The sequence below is a fragment of the Streptomyces sp. NPDC102360 genome (assembly GCF_044766085.1).
Taxonomy (GTDB): domain Bacteria; phylum Actinomycetota; class Actinomycetes; order Streptomycetales; family Streptomycetaceae; genus Streptomyces.
Genome location: NZ_JBIWLG010000006.1, coordinates 457,799 through 475,278 on the forward strand (window position 1 = coordinate 457,799; position 17,480 = coordinate 475,278).

The following is a 17,480-nucleotide window of genomic DNA, read 5'->3' on the forward strand; positions in this document are numbered from 1 at the left end:
GTGTCTGGGTGGTGTGTCCAGCCCATATGGCCCATCGGAGCCGCGTGCGAACCGGTGTTGACGGGGTGTCGGGAGGAGTAGGCTCCGCGGCACGGATCACCGTACAGACGCCCTTGGACGCCGAAGTCTTCGGAGGAACGATGCAGTCGACCGCGACGGTTCTGGTCTACAGCGACGACGCCAACACCCGGGAGCAGGTGCGCCTCGCGACCGGCCGGCGGCCCGCGTCCGACGTCCCAGAGGTGCAGTTCATCGAGTGCGCGACGCTTCCGGCCGTCCTGAAGGAGCTGGACCGCGGCGGGATCGACGTCTGCGTCCTGGACGGCGAGGCCGCTCCCGCGGGCGGTATGGGCGTGTGCCGGCAGATCAAGGACGAGATCTTCCACTGCCCGCCGGTGCTGCTCCTGATCGGCCGCCCGCAGGACGCGTGGCTGGCGACGTGGAGCCGCGCCGAGGCGGCTGTGACGCTCCCTGTGGAGCCCGTGGAGTTCGCCGGGGCACTGGCCTCCCTGCTGCGCTCCCGGCTCGCTGTCGGCGCCTGAGGCGCCCCGCACGAACCGGTGGCCGCACGCGCCGACTCCCGTACACCGATGGCGTACGGGAGTCGGACGTCACACTGATCCGGCCCGACGGCCTCAGGCTTCGGGGCTGAGCCGTGCCTGGAGGGCCGGGTCGGGCTTGTCGGCCTTCGGAGTGAGGGCGCTGCCCGCCTTCCACTTCTTCCAGCTGACGTTCCAGTCGCCGAACCCGTTGCCGAACGGGTCCATCTCCGAGCCGTAGCTGTTGACGACCTTCACGATGTCGCCCTGGCGCACGGTGTCGTAGAACCAGGCGGCGTTGCTGGTGCTCATGCCGGTACAGCCGTGGCTGACGTTCGCGGAGCCCTGCGCGCCGACGGACCAGGGCGCGGCGTGCACGTACTCGCCGCTCCAGGTGACGCGTGTCGCGTAGTACACCGGCAGGTCGTACGAGTCCGAGGAGCCCTCGGAGATGCCGATCGTCTCGCCGCGCATCCGTACGTAGTACTCCTTGCCGAGCACCACCTTGACGCCGTTACGGGTCTCGAAGCCGGCCTTGCCGGTGGTGACCGGGATGGAGTTGATCTCCTTGCCGTTGCGGTAGACCGTCATGGAGTGCGAGGAGGCGTCGGTGACGGCCACGATGCGGTCACCCGTACTGATGGTCAGCGGCTTGGAGCTGCCGCCCCACAGCCCGTCCCGGACCTTTACGCCCGCCAGCCTGCTGCTGGCGGTGATTTTCGCCTGTGTGGGCCAGTAGCCCTTCGGCCGATAGTGGAGTTCGGTGCTGTCCACCCAGTACCAGGAGCCGTCCACGGCCGGCTTGGAGTCGACCTGCAGGGAACGCTCCACCAGCGCGCGGGACTTCTCGTCCTTGACGGGCTTGTTGAGTTCGGCGGTGATCGGCTGTCCGACGCCGTAGGTGCCCTTCTGCGGGCCGAACGTGACCTTGAGGGCCTTCTCCTTGGCCGGGTGGCCCGTGTCGAAGCCGAGGACCTTGCGGCCGGGCTCGCCGTCCTCGTCCTCGGTGCTCACCCGGACCGTGTAGCGGGTGTCCGCGGTCAGCGGGGCGGTGGTGTGCCACCGCGTGCCGTCGGCGGAGAGTTCGCCCGCGACGTGGCGGCCCATGGCGTCCTGGGCGGTGACGTCGGTGATGCGGGACTCGTCGCCCTGGGCGGTGACCTCCAGCGGCTTGTCCGGGTCCACCTTCTTGCTGCTGCCCACGGGGCCGTTGAAGGAGATCTGGCTCGCCGCGTCGTACGGCTCGGCGGAGAGCGGGTGGGAGGAATTGCCGCATGCCGCGGTGCCCGCACCGAGTGCGGCCACCAGCACGGTGCAGCCCAGAACCGTACGGATACGCGGTGAGTGGTTCATGAACTCACCGTAAGAAGGTTCCGCGCGTCCAGCGCGGCGAGTGAGCCGCACGGGGCATGCCGAAGGGCCCGGACGCTCCATCAGGAGTGTCCGGGCCCTTCGGGTACGGGAGTTCAGTCCCCGGTCAGCCGAGGCTCACTGGTTCTGGTTCTCGCCGCGGTAGTACTCGAAGACCCAGCCCCACAGGCCGAACAGCACGATGGGGGCCGAGAAGTACAGCAGCCACCAGCCGATCGCCACGGCCAGGAACGCGAGCGCGCCACCGACCGCCAGCGAGAGCGGCTGCCAGGAGTGCGGGCTGAAGAAGCCCACCTCGCCGGCGTCGTCCGCGACGTCGGCCTCCTTGTTGTCCTGAGCGCCGGTGTCGACACGCCGGGCCGTGAAGGCCAGGTAGTAGCCGACCATGATGCACAGGCCGAACGCCAGGAAGAGTGCCGTCGTGCCGGCCGGCTCCTTCGACCACACGCCGTAGACACCGGCCATGATCAGGACGAAGAGGCTCAGCCAGATGAACATCTTGCCTTGGACCTTCACTTGCCGGCCTCCTTAGCAAGAGCCTTGTCGCCGTGTGCGGCGTTCTCCAGCTGGTCCAGCGCGGCGATCTCCGGGTGGTGGAGGTCGAACGCCGGGGATTCCGAGCGAATGCGCGGCAGGGTGAGGAAGTTGTGCCGCGGGGGCGGGCAGGACGTCGCCCACTCGAGCGAACGGCCGTAGCCCCACGGGTCGTCGACCTCGACCTTCTTGCCGTACTTGGCCGTCTTCCAGACGTTGTAGAAGAACGGCAGGATCGACAGGCCGAGCAGGAACGAGCTGATCGTCGAGATCGTGTTCAGCGCGGTGAAGCCGTCGGCCGCGAGGTAGTCCGCGTAACGACGCGGCATGCCCTCGACGCCCAGCCAGTGCTGCACCAGGAACGTGCCGTGGAAGCCGATGAACAGCGTCCAGAACGTGATCTTGCCGAGACGCTCGTCGAGCATCTTGCCGGTCATCTTCGGCCACCAGAAGTGGAAGCCGGCGAACATCGCGAAGACGACGGTGCCGAACACCACGTAGTGGAAGTGCGCCACCACGAAGTACGAGTCCGAGACGTGGAAGTCCAGCGGCGGGGCCGCCAGGATGACGCCGGTCAGACCACCGAAGGTGAAGGTGATCAGGAAGCCGATCGTCCAGAGCATCGGTGTCTCGAAGGACAGCGAGCCCTTCCACATCGTTCCGATCCAGTTGAAGAACTTCACGCCCGTTGGCACGGCGATCAGGAACGTCATGAAGGAGAAGAACGGTAGCAACACGCCGCCGGTGACGTACATGTGGTGCGCCCACACCGTCACGGAGAGACCGGCGATCGCGATCGTCGCACCGACGAGGCCGGAGTAGCCGAACATCGGCTTGCGCGAGAAGACCGGGATCACTTCGGAAATAATTCCGAAGAATGGTAGGGCGATGATGTACACCTCTGGGTGTCCGAAGAACCAGAAGAGGTGTTGCCATAGCAATGCGCCGCCATTACTGGCGTCGAATACATGGGCACCGAATTTACGGTCCGCCTCCAGGGCGAACAGCGCGGCGGCCAGGACCGGGAAGGCCAGCAGGACCAGCACAGCGGTCAGCAGCACGTTCCACACGAAGATCGGCATGCGGAACATCGTCATGCCGGGGGCGCGCATGCAGATGATGGTGGTGATGAAGTTGACCGCACCGAGGATCGTGCCGAAGCCGGAGAAGGCCAGACCCATGATCCACATGTCGGCGCCGATGCCCGGCGAGCGGACCGCGTCCGACAGCGGGCTGTAGGCGAACCAGCCGAAGTCGGCGGCGCCCTGCGGGGTGAGGAAGCCACCCACCGCGATCAGCGAGCCGAACAGGTACAGCCAGTAGGCGAACATGTTCAGCCGCGGGAACGCGACGTCGGGGGCGCCGATCTGGAGCGGCATGATCCAGTTCGTGAAGCCGGAGAACAGCGGCGTCGCGAACATCAGCAGCATGATCGTGCCGTGCATCGTGAACGCCTGGTTGAACTGCTCGTTCGACATGATCTGCGTGCCGGGGCGAGCGAGTTCGGCGCGCATGAACAGCGCCATGACGCCGCCGATGCAGAAGAACGCGAACGACGTGACCAGATACAGCGTGCCGATGGTCTTGTGGTCAGTGGTGGTGAGCCACTTGATCACCGTCGCGCCGGGGCTCTTGGGCCGGGCCGGCAGCTCGTTCTCGTACGAGTCGCTTGCTGCCGCGGCACCCTGGGGTTCGTTGAGGATGCTCACAGGTTCTTCGTCTCCCGGTCCTTCTCGTGGTCCGTCTGGGCGATGCCAGCCGGGACGTAACCGGTCTGCCCCTTCTTGGCGAGGTCCTTGAGGTGCTGCTGGTAACGCTCAGGAGAGACGACCTTCACGTTGAACAGCATCCTGGAGTGGTCGACGCCGCAGAGCTCGGCGCACTTGCCCAGGAAGGTCCCCTCCTTGTTGGGGGTCACCTCGAAGGAGTTGGTGTGGCCCGGAATGACGTCCTGCTTCATCAGGAACGGCACCACCCAGAAGGAGTGGATGACGTCACGCGAAGTCAGAACGAAGCGGACCTTCTCGCCCTTGGGGAGCCAGAGGGTCGGGCCGGGGTTGTTGGTCTGCGGGTTCCGCTCGCCAGGAGTACCGACCTCGTAGACACCACCGGCGTTCGCCGGGAAGTCCTCCTTGAAGCGCTTCGGGATAGCCGAGAGCTCCTTGGAGGTCTTGGCGTCACCGTCGACACCCGGCACGTTCTCGACGTAGTTGAAGCCCCAGCTCCACTGGTAGCCGACCACGTTGACGGTGTGCGCGGGCTTGTCGTCGAGCTTCAGAAGCTTCGACTCGTCGCGCGCGGTGAAGTAGAAGAGGACCGACACGATGATCAGCGGAACAACCGTGTACAGCGCCTCGAGCGGCATGTTGTACCGCGTCTGAGTTGGAACCTCGATCTTGGTGCGGCTGCGCCGGTGGAAGATGACACTCCACAGGATCAGACCCCACACCAGCACGCCCGTGGCGAGCGCTGCCGCCCACGAGCCCTGCCAGAGGGAGAGGATCCTAGGGGCCTCCTCCGTCACCGGGGTGGGCATACCAAGACGAGGGAAGTCCTTGTATGTGCAACCGGTAGCGGTTACCAGGATCAGGCCCGCAGTCAGCACCTGCGGCAGCTTCCGCCGCATCGGGCGCCGCGACGAGCGGTCGGAGCCGTTGGGACTCACGTAGCGCCTTCCCGAGAGTCTCGCCCGCGCTCTTTGGTTGGCTACGGCCGCCATCTCGCTGGTCGCTCGCCGCCCTGGCACACGGGCAGGGGTTTGGATGTTTATGCGGACCAAACCCTACTGGACGCTATTTGGGGTTGCGCGGGGAGGGTGCCTAACGCGCCGCGGGTCACTCCGAAGGGTGGGATCGGGCCGTGTTTGGGGGTTTCTGACGGTGGGTCGGGGTGGCGGACGCCCTGGGCGGGCGTGTTGACCGGACCCGCGGGTGGCGGCTCACCGTGGCTGGGGTTGCGCAGTTCCCCGCGCCCCTGGGGGGAGGCGGGGTTGGTCGGGCCCGCGAGTCGCGGCCAACCGTGGGTGGAGTCGCCCTGCGCCCCATGGAAGGTGCGCTCCGTGGTGGGGGCGGTGGTGGGGCAGGGCCGGGGTCTGGGGGAATTTCTTCTTGCCTGCCCCTTAGCGTTGCGGCGTGAGTTACTTTGACGCGGCGTCGGCCGCTCCACTCCACCCTGTCGCTCGGCAGGCGTTGCAGGCCTCACTTGATGAGGGGTGGGCCGATCCGTCCCGTTTGTACAGGGAAGGGCGGCGGGCGCGGCTGCTGCTCGACGCCGCGCGCGAGGCGGCCGCCGAGGCGGTGGGATGCCGGCCCGACGAGTTGGTGTTCACGTCGTCCGGGACGCGTGCCGTGCACGAGGGGATCGCGGGGGCGCTCGCCGGACGGCGGCGCGCCGGAAAGCACCTGGTCGTGTCATCCGTCGAACACTCTTCCGTGCTCCATTCGGCCGCGGCGCACGAGGCCCTCGGCGGGTCGGTGGCGCAGGTCGGGGTGGGGCGCGAAGGAGGCGTCTCCGTCGAGGCGTTCCGTGCCGCGCTCCGGGAGGACACCGCGCTGGCCTGTTTGCAGTCCGCCAATCACGAGGTGGGGACCGTGCAGCCGGTGGAAGACGTGGCTTCGGTGTGTCGGGACACCGGGGTGCCGCTGTTCGTCGATGCCGCGCAGTCCCTGGCCTGGGGCCCGGTGCCCGGCGACTGGTCGGTGCTCGCCGGGAGCGCCCATAAGTGGGGCGGCCCGGCCGGGGTCGGCCTGCTCGTCGTACGGAAGGGGACGCGGTTCGCCCCGCAAGGGCCCGCCGACGAGCGGGAGTCGGGGCGGGCCGCCGGGTTCGAGAACATTCCGGGAATCGTGGCCGCGGCCGCGTCGCTCCGGGCCGTTCGGGCGGACGCCGCCGACGAGGCGGCGCGGCTCAAGGAGTTGACGGAGCGGATCCGGACCCGGGTGCCCGAGCTGGTGCCGGACGTGGAGGTCGTCGGGGATCCGGTGCGACGGCTGCCGCACCTGGTGACGTTCTCCTGTCTGTACGTCGACGGGGAAAGCCTGCTGCACGGGCTCGACCACGCCGGCTTCTCCGTTTCATCCGGTTCGTCCTGTACCAGCAGCACGCTGACGCCCAGCCACGTGCTGCGCGCGATGGGCGTGGTGAGCGAGGGGAACGTACGGGTGTCGCTGCCTCTGGGCACGGAGGCCGGTGAGGTCGAGCGGTTCCTCGACGCGCTGCCGGGCGTGGTGGGCGAGGTACGGGAGAAGCTGGGCGCGCCGGTGGCGGGAGCGGAGGGCACGGCCGAGTCGGCGACCGTCGACGCCCTTGGCCTCACCTGCCCCCAGCCGGTCATCGAACTCGGCCGGGCGATCGGCCGGGTACGCCCCGGCGGCACGGTCACCGTCCTCGCCGACGACGAGGTGGCCGCGGTCGACATCCCCGCTTGGTGCTTCACCCAGGGCCACGAGTACGTAGGGGCAGAGCCACACCCCACTACTGGGGGCACGACATACGTGGTGCGCAGGAGGATCTGACCCAGGGGCGCGGGGAACTGCGCAAAGAACCGGACCACAGTGGAACCGCGGCCGCACCGCTCGACGAAGGAGCAGCAACGGCCGCGACCTCTGCCAGGGCATCAGCCCAGGTGCGCCTCCACCTCCACAGCGGCAGCGTCCCCGTACTGCTTGCGGAACCGGTCCATGAACGGCGCCCGCCGCAGCTCGTACTCCTGCGTACCGGTCGTCTCGATGACCAGCGTCGCGAGCATGCAACCGACCTGCGCCGCACGCTCGTGCGAGACACCCCAGGCGAGACCGGACAGGAAGCCCGCGCGGAACGCGTCGCCGACGCCCGTCGGGTCGACCTTGGCCTCCTCCTCCGGGACGCCGACCTCGAGCGGGTCCCCGCCGGACTTCTCGATGCGCACGCCGCGCGCGCCGAGCGTCGTGACGCGGTGGCCGACCTTGCCGAGGATCTCGGCGTCGGTCCAGCCGGTCTTGGACTCGATGAGGCCCTTCTCGTACTCGTTGGAGAAGAGATACGTGGCGCCTTCGAGGAGCGTCCGGATCTCCTCGCCGTCCATGCGCGCGATCTGCTGCGAGAAGTCGGCGGCGAACGGGATCGACCGGCTTCGGCACTCCTCCGTGTGACGGAGCATCGCCTCCGGGTCGTCCGCGCCGATGAGGACCAGGTCGAGGCCGTCGACACGGTCGGCGACGGTCTTCAGCTCGATGAGCCGGGCCTCGCTCATGGCTCCCGTGTAGAAGGAGCCGATCTGGTTGTGGTCGGCGTCCGTGGTGCACACGAAGCGGGCGGTGTTGAGCGTCTCGGAGATACGGACCGAGTGCGTGTCCACGCCGTGGCGGTCGAGCCAGGCGCGGTACTCGTCGAAGTCCGCGCCCGCGGCGCCCACCAGGATCGGGTTGGTGCCGAGCTGCCCCATACCGAAGGCGATGTTGGGGCCGACGCCTCCACGGCGTACGTCGAGGTCGTCGACGAGGAAGGAGAGGGAGACCGTGTGCAACTGGTCCGCGACGAGTTGGTCGGCGAAGCGGCCGGGGAAGGTCATCAGGTGGTCGGTGGCGATGGAGCCGGTGACTGCGATTCGCACGGCGTGAGATCGCTTCCTGCGAGGGGAGGGATTGACGCTTCACGCTACCCGTTGGGAGCGCGCGTGTTGAAGTAGGGGAAATGCCTGATAGTGGGGCTTTCTTCAGATGTCACCTCAGGGCTACCGTGCCGTCATGACCTACGACGTGTCAGGCACGACCGATGACGGGCTCGCGGCGTTGCGCGGCGACTGCGTCCGGATGCTCCCGCACTGGGTGACACCGCCCGCGCCGTGGGAGGTCGAGCGGCACGGCGCCGCGCCCGGGCCCGCCGGGATCCACGGGGTCGTCGTGCCCGAGTCGTCCGCGCGGCTGATCGACTCCATGGCCGGTTTCGGCGACTGACGGCTTCCGGAAGGGAACCGCGCCACCGCGTGCCCCGTCCCATCGGTGTCCCCGGTGCGAAGGAGCGATGCGGTGAGCGGCGAAGAGCGGACGCGGGACCGGCTCCGGCGACGGCGCACGGCGGCTGTCGTGTCGGTCGCGGCGGCCGTCCTGCTGGCCGGTGGCGGCGGCGCGTATCTGACGGCGAACGCGAGGGGCGGGTCCGACGACGAGGGGTCGGCCCGGCCCGGCGGCACCGGCACTCCCCCGCCGCTCGCCCTGGACGGCTACTCGGGCGCCTCCCCTTCGTCCGGGACGGCGCCGCCCGGCATCGCGCCCGGCGAACCCGACCCGAACGGCACCCGCTACAAGGCGACCGGCGATCTCCCGGCGGGCCCCGGAAAGGCGCCCGTATACCGGGCCCGCGGCGAGGTGACCGCCGCCGAGGCCGGTGCTCTCGCCGAGACCCTCGACGTTCAGGGGAAGCCGCAGCGGTCCGGTGACGCCTGGAAAGTGGGGCCTGCCAAGGACGGTTCGGGGCCCTCGTTGCAGGTGAGCCGGGAGGCGCCGGGGAGCTGGACGTATTCCAGGTACGCGCCGTCCACCGGCGGCAAGTGCGCGGGCGGGACGAAGTGCGCGGACCCGACGGGCGGCGGCGCCGAGGACGCGGTGAGCGAGGCCGCCGCGAAGCGGGCCGCCGCGCCGGTCCTGAAGGCCCTCGGCCAGGACGACGCCGAGCTGGATGCCGGGCAACTCATGGGCGCCACCCGCGTGGTGAACGCCGACCCGGTGGTCGGCGGGCTGCCGACGTACGGCTGGTCGACCGGGATCCAGGTCGGCTCGGACGGCCAAGTGGTGGGCGGGAGCGGCCGGTTGAAGGCGCCGGCCAAGGGCGACACGTATCCGACGGTCGCGGCGCGCGAAGCGCTTGAGCGGATGAACGGGGCGGCGGCCGGTGGCCGGGTGTCCGTCGGCGGGTGCGCGAGTCCGGTGCCGCTCGGCGAGGGCAGGAACGAGGACTGCGCGTCCGCGCCGCCGCCGAAGCCGTCGACGGTCGACGTCACCGAAGCGACGTTCGGGCTCGCCGCGCACACCGTCGCTGGGCGGCAGGCGCTGGTGCCTTCGTGGCTGTTCGAGGTGCGGCCCACCGGGGCGGACGCCGCGTTCACGGTGACGTATCCGGCGGTGGAGCCCAAGTACCTGGCGGCGCCGAAGAGTTCACAGCCGAGCCCGAAGCCCACGCCATCGGCCCCCTCGGACCCCTCCGGCAAGGCGGGCGGCGGCGACACCCGCACCGTGCACATCCAGGGCTACAGCGCCAAGGGCAGGACCCTGACCCTGCACTTCACGGGCGGCGTGTGCGCGAAGTACGCGGCGTCGGCGGACGAGTCCGGGGGCCGGGTCAGCGTGAAGATCACCGAGACGCAGAAGAAGGGCACCGTCTGCATCGAGCTGGCGAAGTTCTATACGTTGCCGGTGACGCTGGACGCGCCACTCGGCGAGCGGAAGGTGGTGGCGGCAGACGGAGCCGGCGTGCCGCACGCGCAGAAGAACGCACCCGGCGGGGTCGAGCCCGCACCGCGCGGCTGAGCGCCCGGAGCAATGCCGAAGGGGCGGCCCCAGTGGGGCCGCCCCTTCGCGCTTTACAGCTGTACGACTTAGCTGAACGAGTCGCCGCAGGCGCAGGAGCCCGTCGCGTTCGGGTTGTCGATCGTGAAGCCCTGCTTCTCGATGGTGTCGACGAAGTCGATGGAGGCGCCGCCCAGGTACGGGGCGGACATGCGGTCGGTGACGACCTTCACGCCACCGAAGTCCTTCACGACGTCGCCGTCGAGCGAGCGCTCGTCGAAGAAGAGCTGGTAGCGCAGGCCGGAGCAACCGCCGGGCTGAACCGCCACGCGCAGGGCCAGATCGTCGCGGCCTTCCTGGTCGAGCAGGGCCTTGACCTTGGCCGCGGCTTCGTCGCTGAGCTGGATGCCGTCGCTGACGGTGGTGGTCTCGTCCGATACGGACATCTACATCTCTCCCGGGTTGTTCGGAGACTGCTTGCCGACCAGTGCAACCGGCAAGGGCCCGGATCCATTCCGGGTTTCGCACTTCTTCTCTTCATGCTCGCACACAGTGGCCGGGCGGGGCACGGGTGAGGCCCGGCGGATTGCGTCACATCGACGACATTGCCATCGTCAAACTGACGTGAAGCACGTATGATAGATAGCGTCAATTCGACGAAAAGTCGAAGCAGAGCGAAGAAAGGGTGCGTGACGTGACCACGGCCCAGTCCCCCCAGGCCCCCGTTGACCTGGATGTTTCCCCCACGCCTCTGGCGCTCCTGCTGCTCGGCCGCGAGGCCGACCCGCGCAGCGAGCGCGGTGTGGAGTGCCCCGGTGACCTGCCCTCGCCGTCCGACCCGGACCTGGTGGAGCGGGCGCGCGCGGCCAAGGAAAGGCTCGGAGACAAGGTGTTCGTGCTCGGACACCACTACCAGCGCGACGAGGTCATCCAGTTCGCCGACGTCACCGGGGACTCCTTCAAGCTGGCGCGGGACGCGGCGGCCCGGCCCGAGGCCGAGTACATCGTGTTCTGCGGTGTGCACTTCATGGCCGAGTCGGCCGACATCCTGACCGGGGACGACCAGAAGGTGGTCCTGCCCGACCTCGCCGCCGGCTGCTCCATGGCGGACATGGCGACGGCCGAGCAGGTCGCCGAGTGCTGGGACGTGCTGACCGAGGCCGGCATCGCCGACTCCGTGGTCCCCGTCTCGTACATGAACTCCTCCGCGGACATCAAGGCGTTCACGGGCAAGCACGGCGGCACGATCTGTACGTCCAGCAATGCCGAGCGGGCGTTGAACTGGGCGTTCGAGCAGGGCACCCCTGGGCCGACCCAGGTGCTCTTCCTGCCCGACCAGCACCTCGGGCGGAACACCGCGGTGCGCGACCTCGGCATGTCGCTCGACGACTGTGTCGTCTACAACCCGCACAAGCCGAACGGCGGCCTGAGCGTCGAGGAACTGCGGGCCGCGAAGATGATCCTGTGGCGCGGGCACTGCTCCGTGCACGGGCGCTTCTCGCTGGAGTCGGTGGAGGACGTGCGGGCGCGCATACCCGGCGTCAACGTCCTGGTGCACCCGGAGTGCAAGAACGAGGTCGTCGCCGCGGCGGACTACGTCGGATCGACGGAGTACATCATCAAGGCGCTGGAGGCGGCGCCCGCCGGGTCGAAGTGGGCGATCGGCACGGAGCTGAACCTCGTACGCCGACTCGCGAACCGGTTCGCCGCGGAGGACAAGGAGATCGTCTTCCTCGACAAGACGGTCTGCTTCTGCTCGACCATGAACCGGATCGATCTGCCGCACCTGGTCTGGACGCTGGAGTCCTTGGCGGACGGCCAGCTGGTCAACCGCATCGAGGTCGACCGTGAAACGGAAGGGTTCGCGAAGCTGGCCCTTGAGCGGATGCTGGCACTGCCGTAGCGGTGCCGGTGGCCGCCGCCTTGGGCGGGTGGGCAAAATCAAGCCCCTGCGGCGATTGAGCAGCGGGGTCCGGGGCAGAGCCCCGAGGCCGGGCGACGGGGCGAGCGCCTGATGAAGCGCTCGCCCCGCACCGGGGTGCCGCCTTGCCCAATCTGCCGCCCAAGGCGGCAGATTGCCCAAGGCGGCGGTAGCCGTCAGGCGTTCGCCGGCTCCGGCTCGGCAGCCGGGGACTGGGGCGGAACTCCGGGTCCGCCGCCGTCGCCGCGCTTCGACGCCCGCTTCGCCGCCCGCCGCTCCTTGCGAAGCTCCAGCATCGCGTACAGCGTCGGGACGAGAAGCAGCGTCAGCAGCGTCGACGAGATCAGACCGCCGATCACGACCACCGCGAGCGGCTGCGCGATGAAGCCGCCCTCGCCGGTGACGCCGAGCGCCATCGGGAGCAGAGCGAAGATCGTCGCGAGCGCCGTCATCAGGATCGGGCGCAGCCGGTGCCGCCCGCCCTCGACGACCGCCTCGACCACACCGAGCCCCTGAGCCCGGTACTGGTTGATCAGGTCGATCAGGACGATCGCGTTCGTGACCACGATGCCGATGAGCATCAGCATGCCGATCATCGCGGGCACGCCCATCGCCGTGCCGGTCGCGACCAGCAGGCCGATCGCGCCGGTCGCCGCGAACGGGATCGAGACCAGCAGGATCAGCGGCTGGGCCAGCGAACGGAACGTCGCCACCAGGAGCATGAAGACGATCGCGATCGCCGCGAGCATCGCCAGGCCCAGGTTCTTGAACGCGTCGTCCTGGTCCTCGCTGACGCCGCCGATGGTCGCCGTGGCGCCCTTCGGCAGATCCAGCGAGCCGAGCTTCGTCTGCAGGTCGGCGCTGACCGCGCCCGTGTTGTCGCCGTCCGGCTTCGCCGTGATCGTCGCCGCGCGGGCGCCGTCGATCCGGGTCATCGAGACAGGACCGTCGACCGTCTTCACCGTGGCGATGTCGCCGAGCGTGACGCCACCGGGGCCCATCGGCAGCTTCTTCAGCTCGGCCATCGTGGTGGCCGGCTTCGCCGACTTCACGACGATGTCGCGCTCGGTGTCGTCGATCGTCACCTTGCCGCTGGTGGTGCCGCGCACGGACTGGGTGACGGCGGCGCCGAGCGTCGTGTCGTTGAACCCGGCGGCGGCCGCCTTCGCGTTGGCCTTCACCGAGATCCGCGGCACGGACTGCGACAGGTCGCTGGTGACGTCGCTGACGCCGTCGAGCCCGGCGACCGCGTCGCGGACCTGCTCGGACGCCTTGTCCAGCACATCGCCGTCGGCGGCCTTCACGACCACGGACAGGTCCTGGCTGCCGAAGCCGCCACCGGCCCCGAGCGTCGTCGTACCCACGCCGGAGAGCTGTCCGAGCTCGCGCTCGATGCGCTTCTGCGTGGCCTCGTACGTCGAGCTGTCCTTCAGCTTCACCTGGTACGACGCCTGGTTGGTGTCGGTGCCGCCGCCGAAGGCGGCCATGAAGCCGGAGGAGCCGATGGTGACCTGGTAGTCCTCGATCTCGTCGATGCCCGCGAGCATCTTCTCGACCTTCTTCGTGGCGGCGTCGGTCGCCGACAGGCTGGTGCCGGGCTGCAACTCCTGCTTGATGGAGAGGACTTCCTGGTCACCCTGGTCGAAGAAGTTCGTCTTGAGCATCGGCGCCATGCCGAACGTGCCGACGAGCACGACCACCGCGATGAGCAGGCTCGTGAAGCGGCGACGCGTCGCGAAGCGCAGCACGGGAACGTAGATCCGCTGCAGCCAGGAGCGCGCCTCCTTCTCCTCGGCCTTGCGCCGGGCCTCCTCCGGGTCGACGCCGCGGGCCGACTTGGGCGGGCGCAGGAACCAGTAGGAGAGGACGGGCACGACCGTCAGCGACACGAGCAGGGACGCGAGGAGCGCCGCCGTCACCGTGATGGAGAACGAGCCGAACAGCTCGCCCACCATGCCGCCGACCAGGCCGATCGGGAGGAAGACCGCGACGGTCGTGAGGGTCGAGGACGTGACGGCCCCGGCCACCTCGCGTACGGCCTTGAGGATCGCTTCCCTGCGCTCCTCGCCGTAGCCGAGATGGCGCTTGATGTTCTCCAGGACCACGATCGAGTCGTCGACGACGCGGCCGATCGCGATGGTCAGCGCGCCGAGCGTGAGCATGTTGAGCGACAGGTCGCCGGTCCACAGGACGATCAGCGCGAGGACCACGGACAGCGGGATGGAGACCGCCGTCACGAGCGTCGAGCGCAGCGACGCCAGGAAGATCAGGATCACGATGACCGCGAAGAGCAGGCCGAGCGCGCCCTCCGTGGTCAGTCCCGAGATGGACTTCGAGACGGCCGGGCCCTGGTCGCTGACGACGGTGACCTCGGCGCCGGAGCCCAGGTCGTCCTTCAGCTGCGGCAGCTTGTCCTTGACGGCCTTGGAGATGGCGACCGCGGAGCCGTCCTGGTCCATGGTGACCGCGAGCGACAGGCTGGGCTCGCCGTCGGTGCGGGTGATCGAGTCGGCCGTGGACGGCTGCTGCTTCACCGTGGCGACGTCACCGAGGCGTACGGGCTTCTTGACGCCCTCGCCCGTGATCATCAGGTCCTGGATCTGCTTCAGGGACGTGAAGCCGCCACCGACCTGCACCGTGCGGTTCTTGCCCGCCTCGTCGAGCGAGCCCGCCGGCATGGTGGCGCCGCCGGCCTTCAAGGTCTCGCCGAGCGCCTGGGCGTTCACGCCGGCCGCGGCCATCTTCCGGTCGCTGGGCGTGATGTCGATCTGGAGGTCGCGGACGCCGTCGACGGTGACCTGGGAGACGCCGTCGATGTCCTTCAGCGTCGGCACGACGGACTTGTCGAGCTGGTCGGCGAGCGCCTGCTGGTCCTTGTCCGAGGTGACGGCGAGGACGACGGTCGGGATGTCGTCGGTCGAACCGGCGACGACCTGCGGGTCGACGTCCTCGGGCAGTTGGGCACGGGCCCGGTTGACGGCCTGCTGGACGTCGGCGACGAGCTGCTTGCTGCCCTCGGAGCCGTAGTCGAACTGGGCCATCACCAGGGCGTTGCCCTCGCTGGCCGTCGACGTGACGCCGGTGATTCCGTCGACCGCGTCGATGGAGTTCTCAAGAGGCTCGACGACCTGCTTCTCCACCACGTCCGGGGACGCGCCCTGGTAGGGGGCGATGACGGAGACCATGGGCAGTTCGATCGAGGGCAGCAACTGCTGCTTGAGCTGAGGGATCGCGATCGCACCGAAGACGATCGCGATGATCGAGATCAGCCCGATGAGGGCGCGTTGAGCGAGGCTGAACTTCGACAGCCAGGACATGGATCGGGTCTCCGTGGGACGTGAGCGGAAGATGAGGGTCCGTGCCATGACAACCGGTGCGGTGTCGGGCTCGAGGGACCCACGGTCCACCTTCGGTCATGCGTGCGACCCGATTCGTCGCTCCCAGGTCCCGTTCTTGCCCGCCGCCTACTGCGCCCGTAGTACGCGGCACGTAAGGGTCACTCCACCCGTGGACGGACCAGGCCCGATTCGTACGCGATGACGACGAGTTGGGCGCGGTCGCGGGCGCCCAGCTTGGCCATGGCGCGGTTGACGTGGGTCTTCACGGTGAGCGGGCTGACCTCGAGGCGCTCGGCGATCTCGTCGTTGGAGTGGCCGCCCGCGACCTGGACGAGGACCTCCCGCTCGCGCCCGGTGAGCGCGGCGAGCCGCGCGCCGCTGCCGTCCGTGGGGCGCGCCCCCTCCTCGTAACCGTCCCCCTGCGCGAGGAACTTGGCGATCAGGCCCTTGGTCGCCAGCGGCGAGAGCAGGGCGTCGCCCGCGGCCGCGATCCGCACGGCGCCGAGCAGCTCGTCGGGTTCGGCGCCCTTGCCGAGGAAGCCGGAGGCGCCGGCCCGCAGCGACTGCACCACGTACTCGTCGACCTCGAACGTCGTCAGCATCACGACGTGTACGTGGCCGAGGGCAGGGTCCGCGCTGATCTCGCGGGTGGCGGCGAGGCCGTCGGTGCCGGGCATCCGGATGTCCATGAGCACGACGTCGGGGCGCTCCGAGCGGGCGAGCCGCACGGCCTCGGCACCGTCGGAGGCCTCTCCCACCACCTCCATGTCGGGTTCGGAGTCCACGAGCACACGGAAGGCGCTGCGCAGCAGGGCCTGGTCGTCGGCGAGGAGGACCCTGATCGTTGCGCTGGTCATGTGGTGGCGTCCTCGGAGGTGTTGGTGCCCACGGCGGGGTCGGCGCCGCTGGTGCGGGCCTTGGTCGGAAGGATCGCATGGACGCGGAAACCGCCGCCGTAGCGCGGTCCCGCGGTGAGAGCGCCACCGAGCGCGGTGACGCGTTCGCGCATGCCGAGGAGGCCGTGCCCGCCGTTCGCCTCGGGCTCGTCCGGTTCGCTGGGGTGGTCGCCGTACGCGGCCGTGGCTCCGGGGCCGTTGTCGAGGACGGTGATCTCCACGTTCGGTCCCACGCGCACGACGCTGACCTCGGCCTTGGCGTCGGGGCCCGCATGCTTCTGTACGTTCGTCAGGGCTTCCTGCACGACGCGGAAGGCGGCGAGGTCGACGGCGGCGGGCAGGGCGGGGGCGTCCTTCGCGCGGGCCACCTCGACGGGCAGCCCGGCGTGCCGGAAGGTGTCCACGAGGTCGTCGAGCCGGTCGAGCCCGGGGGCGGGCTCCGTGGGCGCCTCCGGATCCCCGGTCTGCCTCAACAGGCCGACCGTGGCGCGGAGTTCGCCCAGCGCGGAGCGGCTGGCCTCGCGGACGTGACCGAGGGCCTCTTTGGCCTGGTCGGGCCGCCGGTCCATGACGTGTGCGGCGACGCCGGCCTGCACGTTGACGAGCGCGATGTGGTGGGCGACGACGTCGTGCAGGTCGCGGGCGATCCGCAGCCGCTCCTCGGCGACGCGGCGCCGCGCCTCCTCCTCGCGGGTGCGTTCGGCCCGTTCGGCGCGCTCCCTGATCGCGGTGACGAAGGCGCGGCGGGAGCGGACCGCGTCGCCCGCGGCCGCGGCCATGCCGGTCCACGCGAAGATCGCGAGGTTCTCCTGGGAGTACCAGGGCAGCGGCCCCGCGAACATGGCGACGCCGGTCAGCACCGCCATCGAGGCGAGGCCGACGCGCCAGGTGGTGGGGCGGTCCGTGGTGGCGGCGACCGTGAAGAGGGCGACGACCGCGGACATCACGACGGGGGCGCGGGGGTCGCCTGTGACCAGTTCGACCACGGAGACGGTGGACGTCGCGGCGAGTACGGGGAAGGGGACGCGGCGGCGGAACACGAGGGCGGCGGCGCCGAGCAGCATCAGGACGAGGCTGAGCACGTTCGGGGTTCTGGCACCCCAGGCGTACGTTCCCTCCGGGCCGTGCGGGTCGACGAAGGAGCCGGCGACCATGCAGAGCAGCACACCGAACGCGAGAGCGGCGTCCAGAGCCAGCGGATACGTCCTGGCCCACCGTACAAAGCGGTTCACCGGGTTCACGGTAGCGGGTCACCTGCCGGTGGGACCTGGCTGATTGCCCAAGGCAGCGGGTGGGCAAATCAAGCCCCTGCGGCGATTGAGCAACGGGACCATTCAAGCCCCTGCGGCGATTGAGCAGCGGGGTCCGGGGCGGAGCCCCGTGGCGTCACGACCGGCGCC

14 protein-coding genes are annotated in these 17,480 nt (G+C 69.5%); 5 read left to right on the top strand and 9 right to left on the bottom strand.

Annotation, left to right across the window (positions count from 1 at the left end):
- Positions 1–140: 140 nt before the first annotated feature.
- On the top strand, positions 141–542 hold the full coding sequence (locus tag ACIRHA_RS25485) for a hypothetical protein (RefSeq protein ID WP_403849999.1): 402 nt from the start codon (positions 141–143) through the stop codon (positions 540–542).
- 93 nt (positions 543–635) lie between these two features.
- Here ACIRHA_RS25485 and ACIRHA_RS25490 read toward each other — a convergent pair whose 3' ends face one another.
- The 4 genes from ACIRHA_RS25490 to coxB all read right to left on the bottom strand — a co-directional run bounded on the left by ACIRHA_RS25490 (position 636) and on the right by coxB (position 5,109).
- Positions 636–1,892, bottom strand: a complete 1,257-nt coding sequence (locus tag ACIRHA_RS25490; RefSeq protein WP_403850002.1) for an Ig-like domain-containing protein — start codon at positions 1,890–1,892, stop codon at positions 636–638.
- Between the two features lie 135 nt (positions 1,893–2,027).
- Entirely contained in the window at positions 2,028–2,426 is a 399-nt protein-coding gene (locus ACIRHA_RS25495) for a cytochrome c oxidase subunit 4 (protein ID WP_403850004.1), read from the bottom strand.
- Positions 2,423–4,153, bottom strand: coding sequence for a cytochrome c oxidase subunit I (ctaD, locus tag ACIRHA_RS25500; protein ID WP_403850006.1), 1,731 nt, complete (start codon positions 4,151–4,153; stop codon positions 2,423–2,425). Before ctaD ends, ACIRHA_RS25495 begins: the two co-directional genes overlap by 4 nt.
- Positions 4,150–5,109 (bottom strand): cytochrome c oxidase subunit II, encoded by a 960-nt coding sequence (gene coxB, locus ACIRHA_RS25505; protein WP_266720448.1) that lies wholly within the window; start codon positions 5,107–5,109, stop codon positions 4,150–4,152. Before coxB ends, ctaD begins: the two co-directional genes overlap by 4 nt.
- A gap of 466 nt (positions 5,110–5,575) precedes the next feature.
- On the opposite strand from coxB, the gene ACIRHA_RS25510 reads away from it, so the two are divergent.
- Positions 5,576–6,958, top strand: coding sequence for a cysteine desulfurase/sulfurtransferase TusA family protein (locus tag ACIRHA_RS25510; RefSeq protein ID WP_403850009.1), 1,383 nt, complete (start codon positions 5,576–5,578; stop codon positions 6,956–6,958).
- A gap of 101 nt (positions 6,959–7,059) precedes the next feature.
- On the opposite strand, the gene ACIRHA_RS25515 is transcribed toward ACIRHA_RS25510, so the two are convergent.
- Entirely contained in the window at positions 7,060–8,034 is a 975-nt protein-coding gene (locus ACIRHA_RS25515; protein ID WP_403850012.1) for a carbohydrate kinase family protein, read from the bottom strand.
- 133 nt (positions 8,035–8,167) lie between these two features.
- Here ACIRHA_RS25515 and ACIRHA_RS25520 point away from each other — a divergent pair, with 133 nt between their 5' ends.
- Together ACIRHA_RS25520 and ACIRHA_RS25525 are read left to right on the top strand one after the other, a co-directional pair.
- Entirely contained in the window at positions 8,168–8,377 is a 210-nt protein-coding gene (locus ACIRHA_RS25520; protein WP_403850014.1) for a hypothetical protein, read from the top strand.
- A gap of 72 nt (positions 8,378–8,449) precedes the next feature.
- Positions 8,450–9,946 carry a hypothetical protein gene (locus ACIRHA_RS25525; protein ID WP_403850017.1) on the top strand — a complete coding sequence of 499 codons (1,497 nt, stop codon included), beginning with the start codon at positions 8,450–8,452 and terminating at the stop codon, positions 9,944–9,946.
- Positions 9,947–10,014: 68 nt separating this feature from the next.
- Here the strand turns inward: ACIRHA_RS25525 and ACIRHA_RS25530 are convergent, their stop codons facing one another.
- Positions 10,015–10,371 carry an iron-sulfur cluster assembly accessory protein gene (locus tag ACIRHA_RS25530; RefSeq protein ID WP_326024164.1) on the bottom strand — a complete coding sequence of 119 codons (357 nt, stop codon included), beginning with the start codon at positions 10,369–10,371 and terminating at the stop codon, positions 10,015–10,017.
- Between the two features lie 239 nt (positions 10,372–10,610).
- Between ACIRHA_RS25530 and nadA the strand changes: the two genes are divergently transcribed.
- Positions 10,611–11,828, top strand: a complete 1,218-nt coding sequence (gene nadA / locus ACIRHA_RS25535) for a quinolinate synthase NadA (RefSeq protein WP_403850019.1) — start codon at positions 10,611–10,613, stop codon at positions 11,826–11,828.
- 194 nt (positions 11,829–12,022) lie between these two features.
- On the opposite strand, the gene ACIRHA_RS25540 is transcribed toward nadA, so the two are convergent.
- The 3 genes from ACIRHA_RS25540 to ACIRHA_RS25550 form a co-directional block, all read right to left on the bottom strand.
- Positions 12,023–15,163, bottom strand: coding sequence for an efflux RND transporter permease subunit (locus tag ACIRHA_RS25540; RefSeq protein ID WP_403850022.1), 3,141 nt, complete (start codon positions 15,161–15,163; stop codon positions 12,023–12,025).
- 179 nt (positions 15,164–15,342) lie between these two features.
- The gene (locus tag ACIRHA_RS25545; RefSeq protein ID WP_403850024.1) at positions 15,343–16,041 is read right to left on the bottom strand and encodes a response regulator; all 699 of its coding nucleotides are present in this window, start codon (positions 16,039–16,041) and stop codon (positions 15,343–15,345) included.
- Entirely contained in the window at positions 16,038–17,312 is a 1,275-nt protein-coding gene (locus tag ACIRHA_RS25550) for a sensor histidine kinase (protein WP_403850026.1), read from the bottom strand. The genes ACIRHA_RS25545 and ACIRHA_RS25550 overlap by 4 nt, the downstream gene beginning before the upstream one ends.
- Positions 17,313–17,480 lie beyond the last annotated feature (168 nt).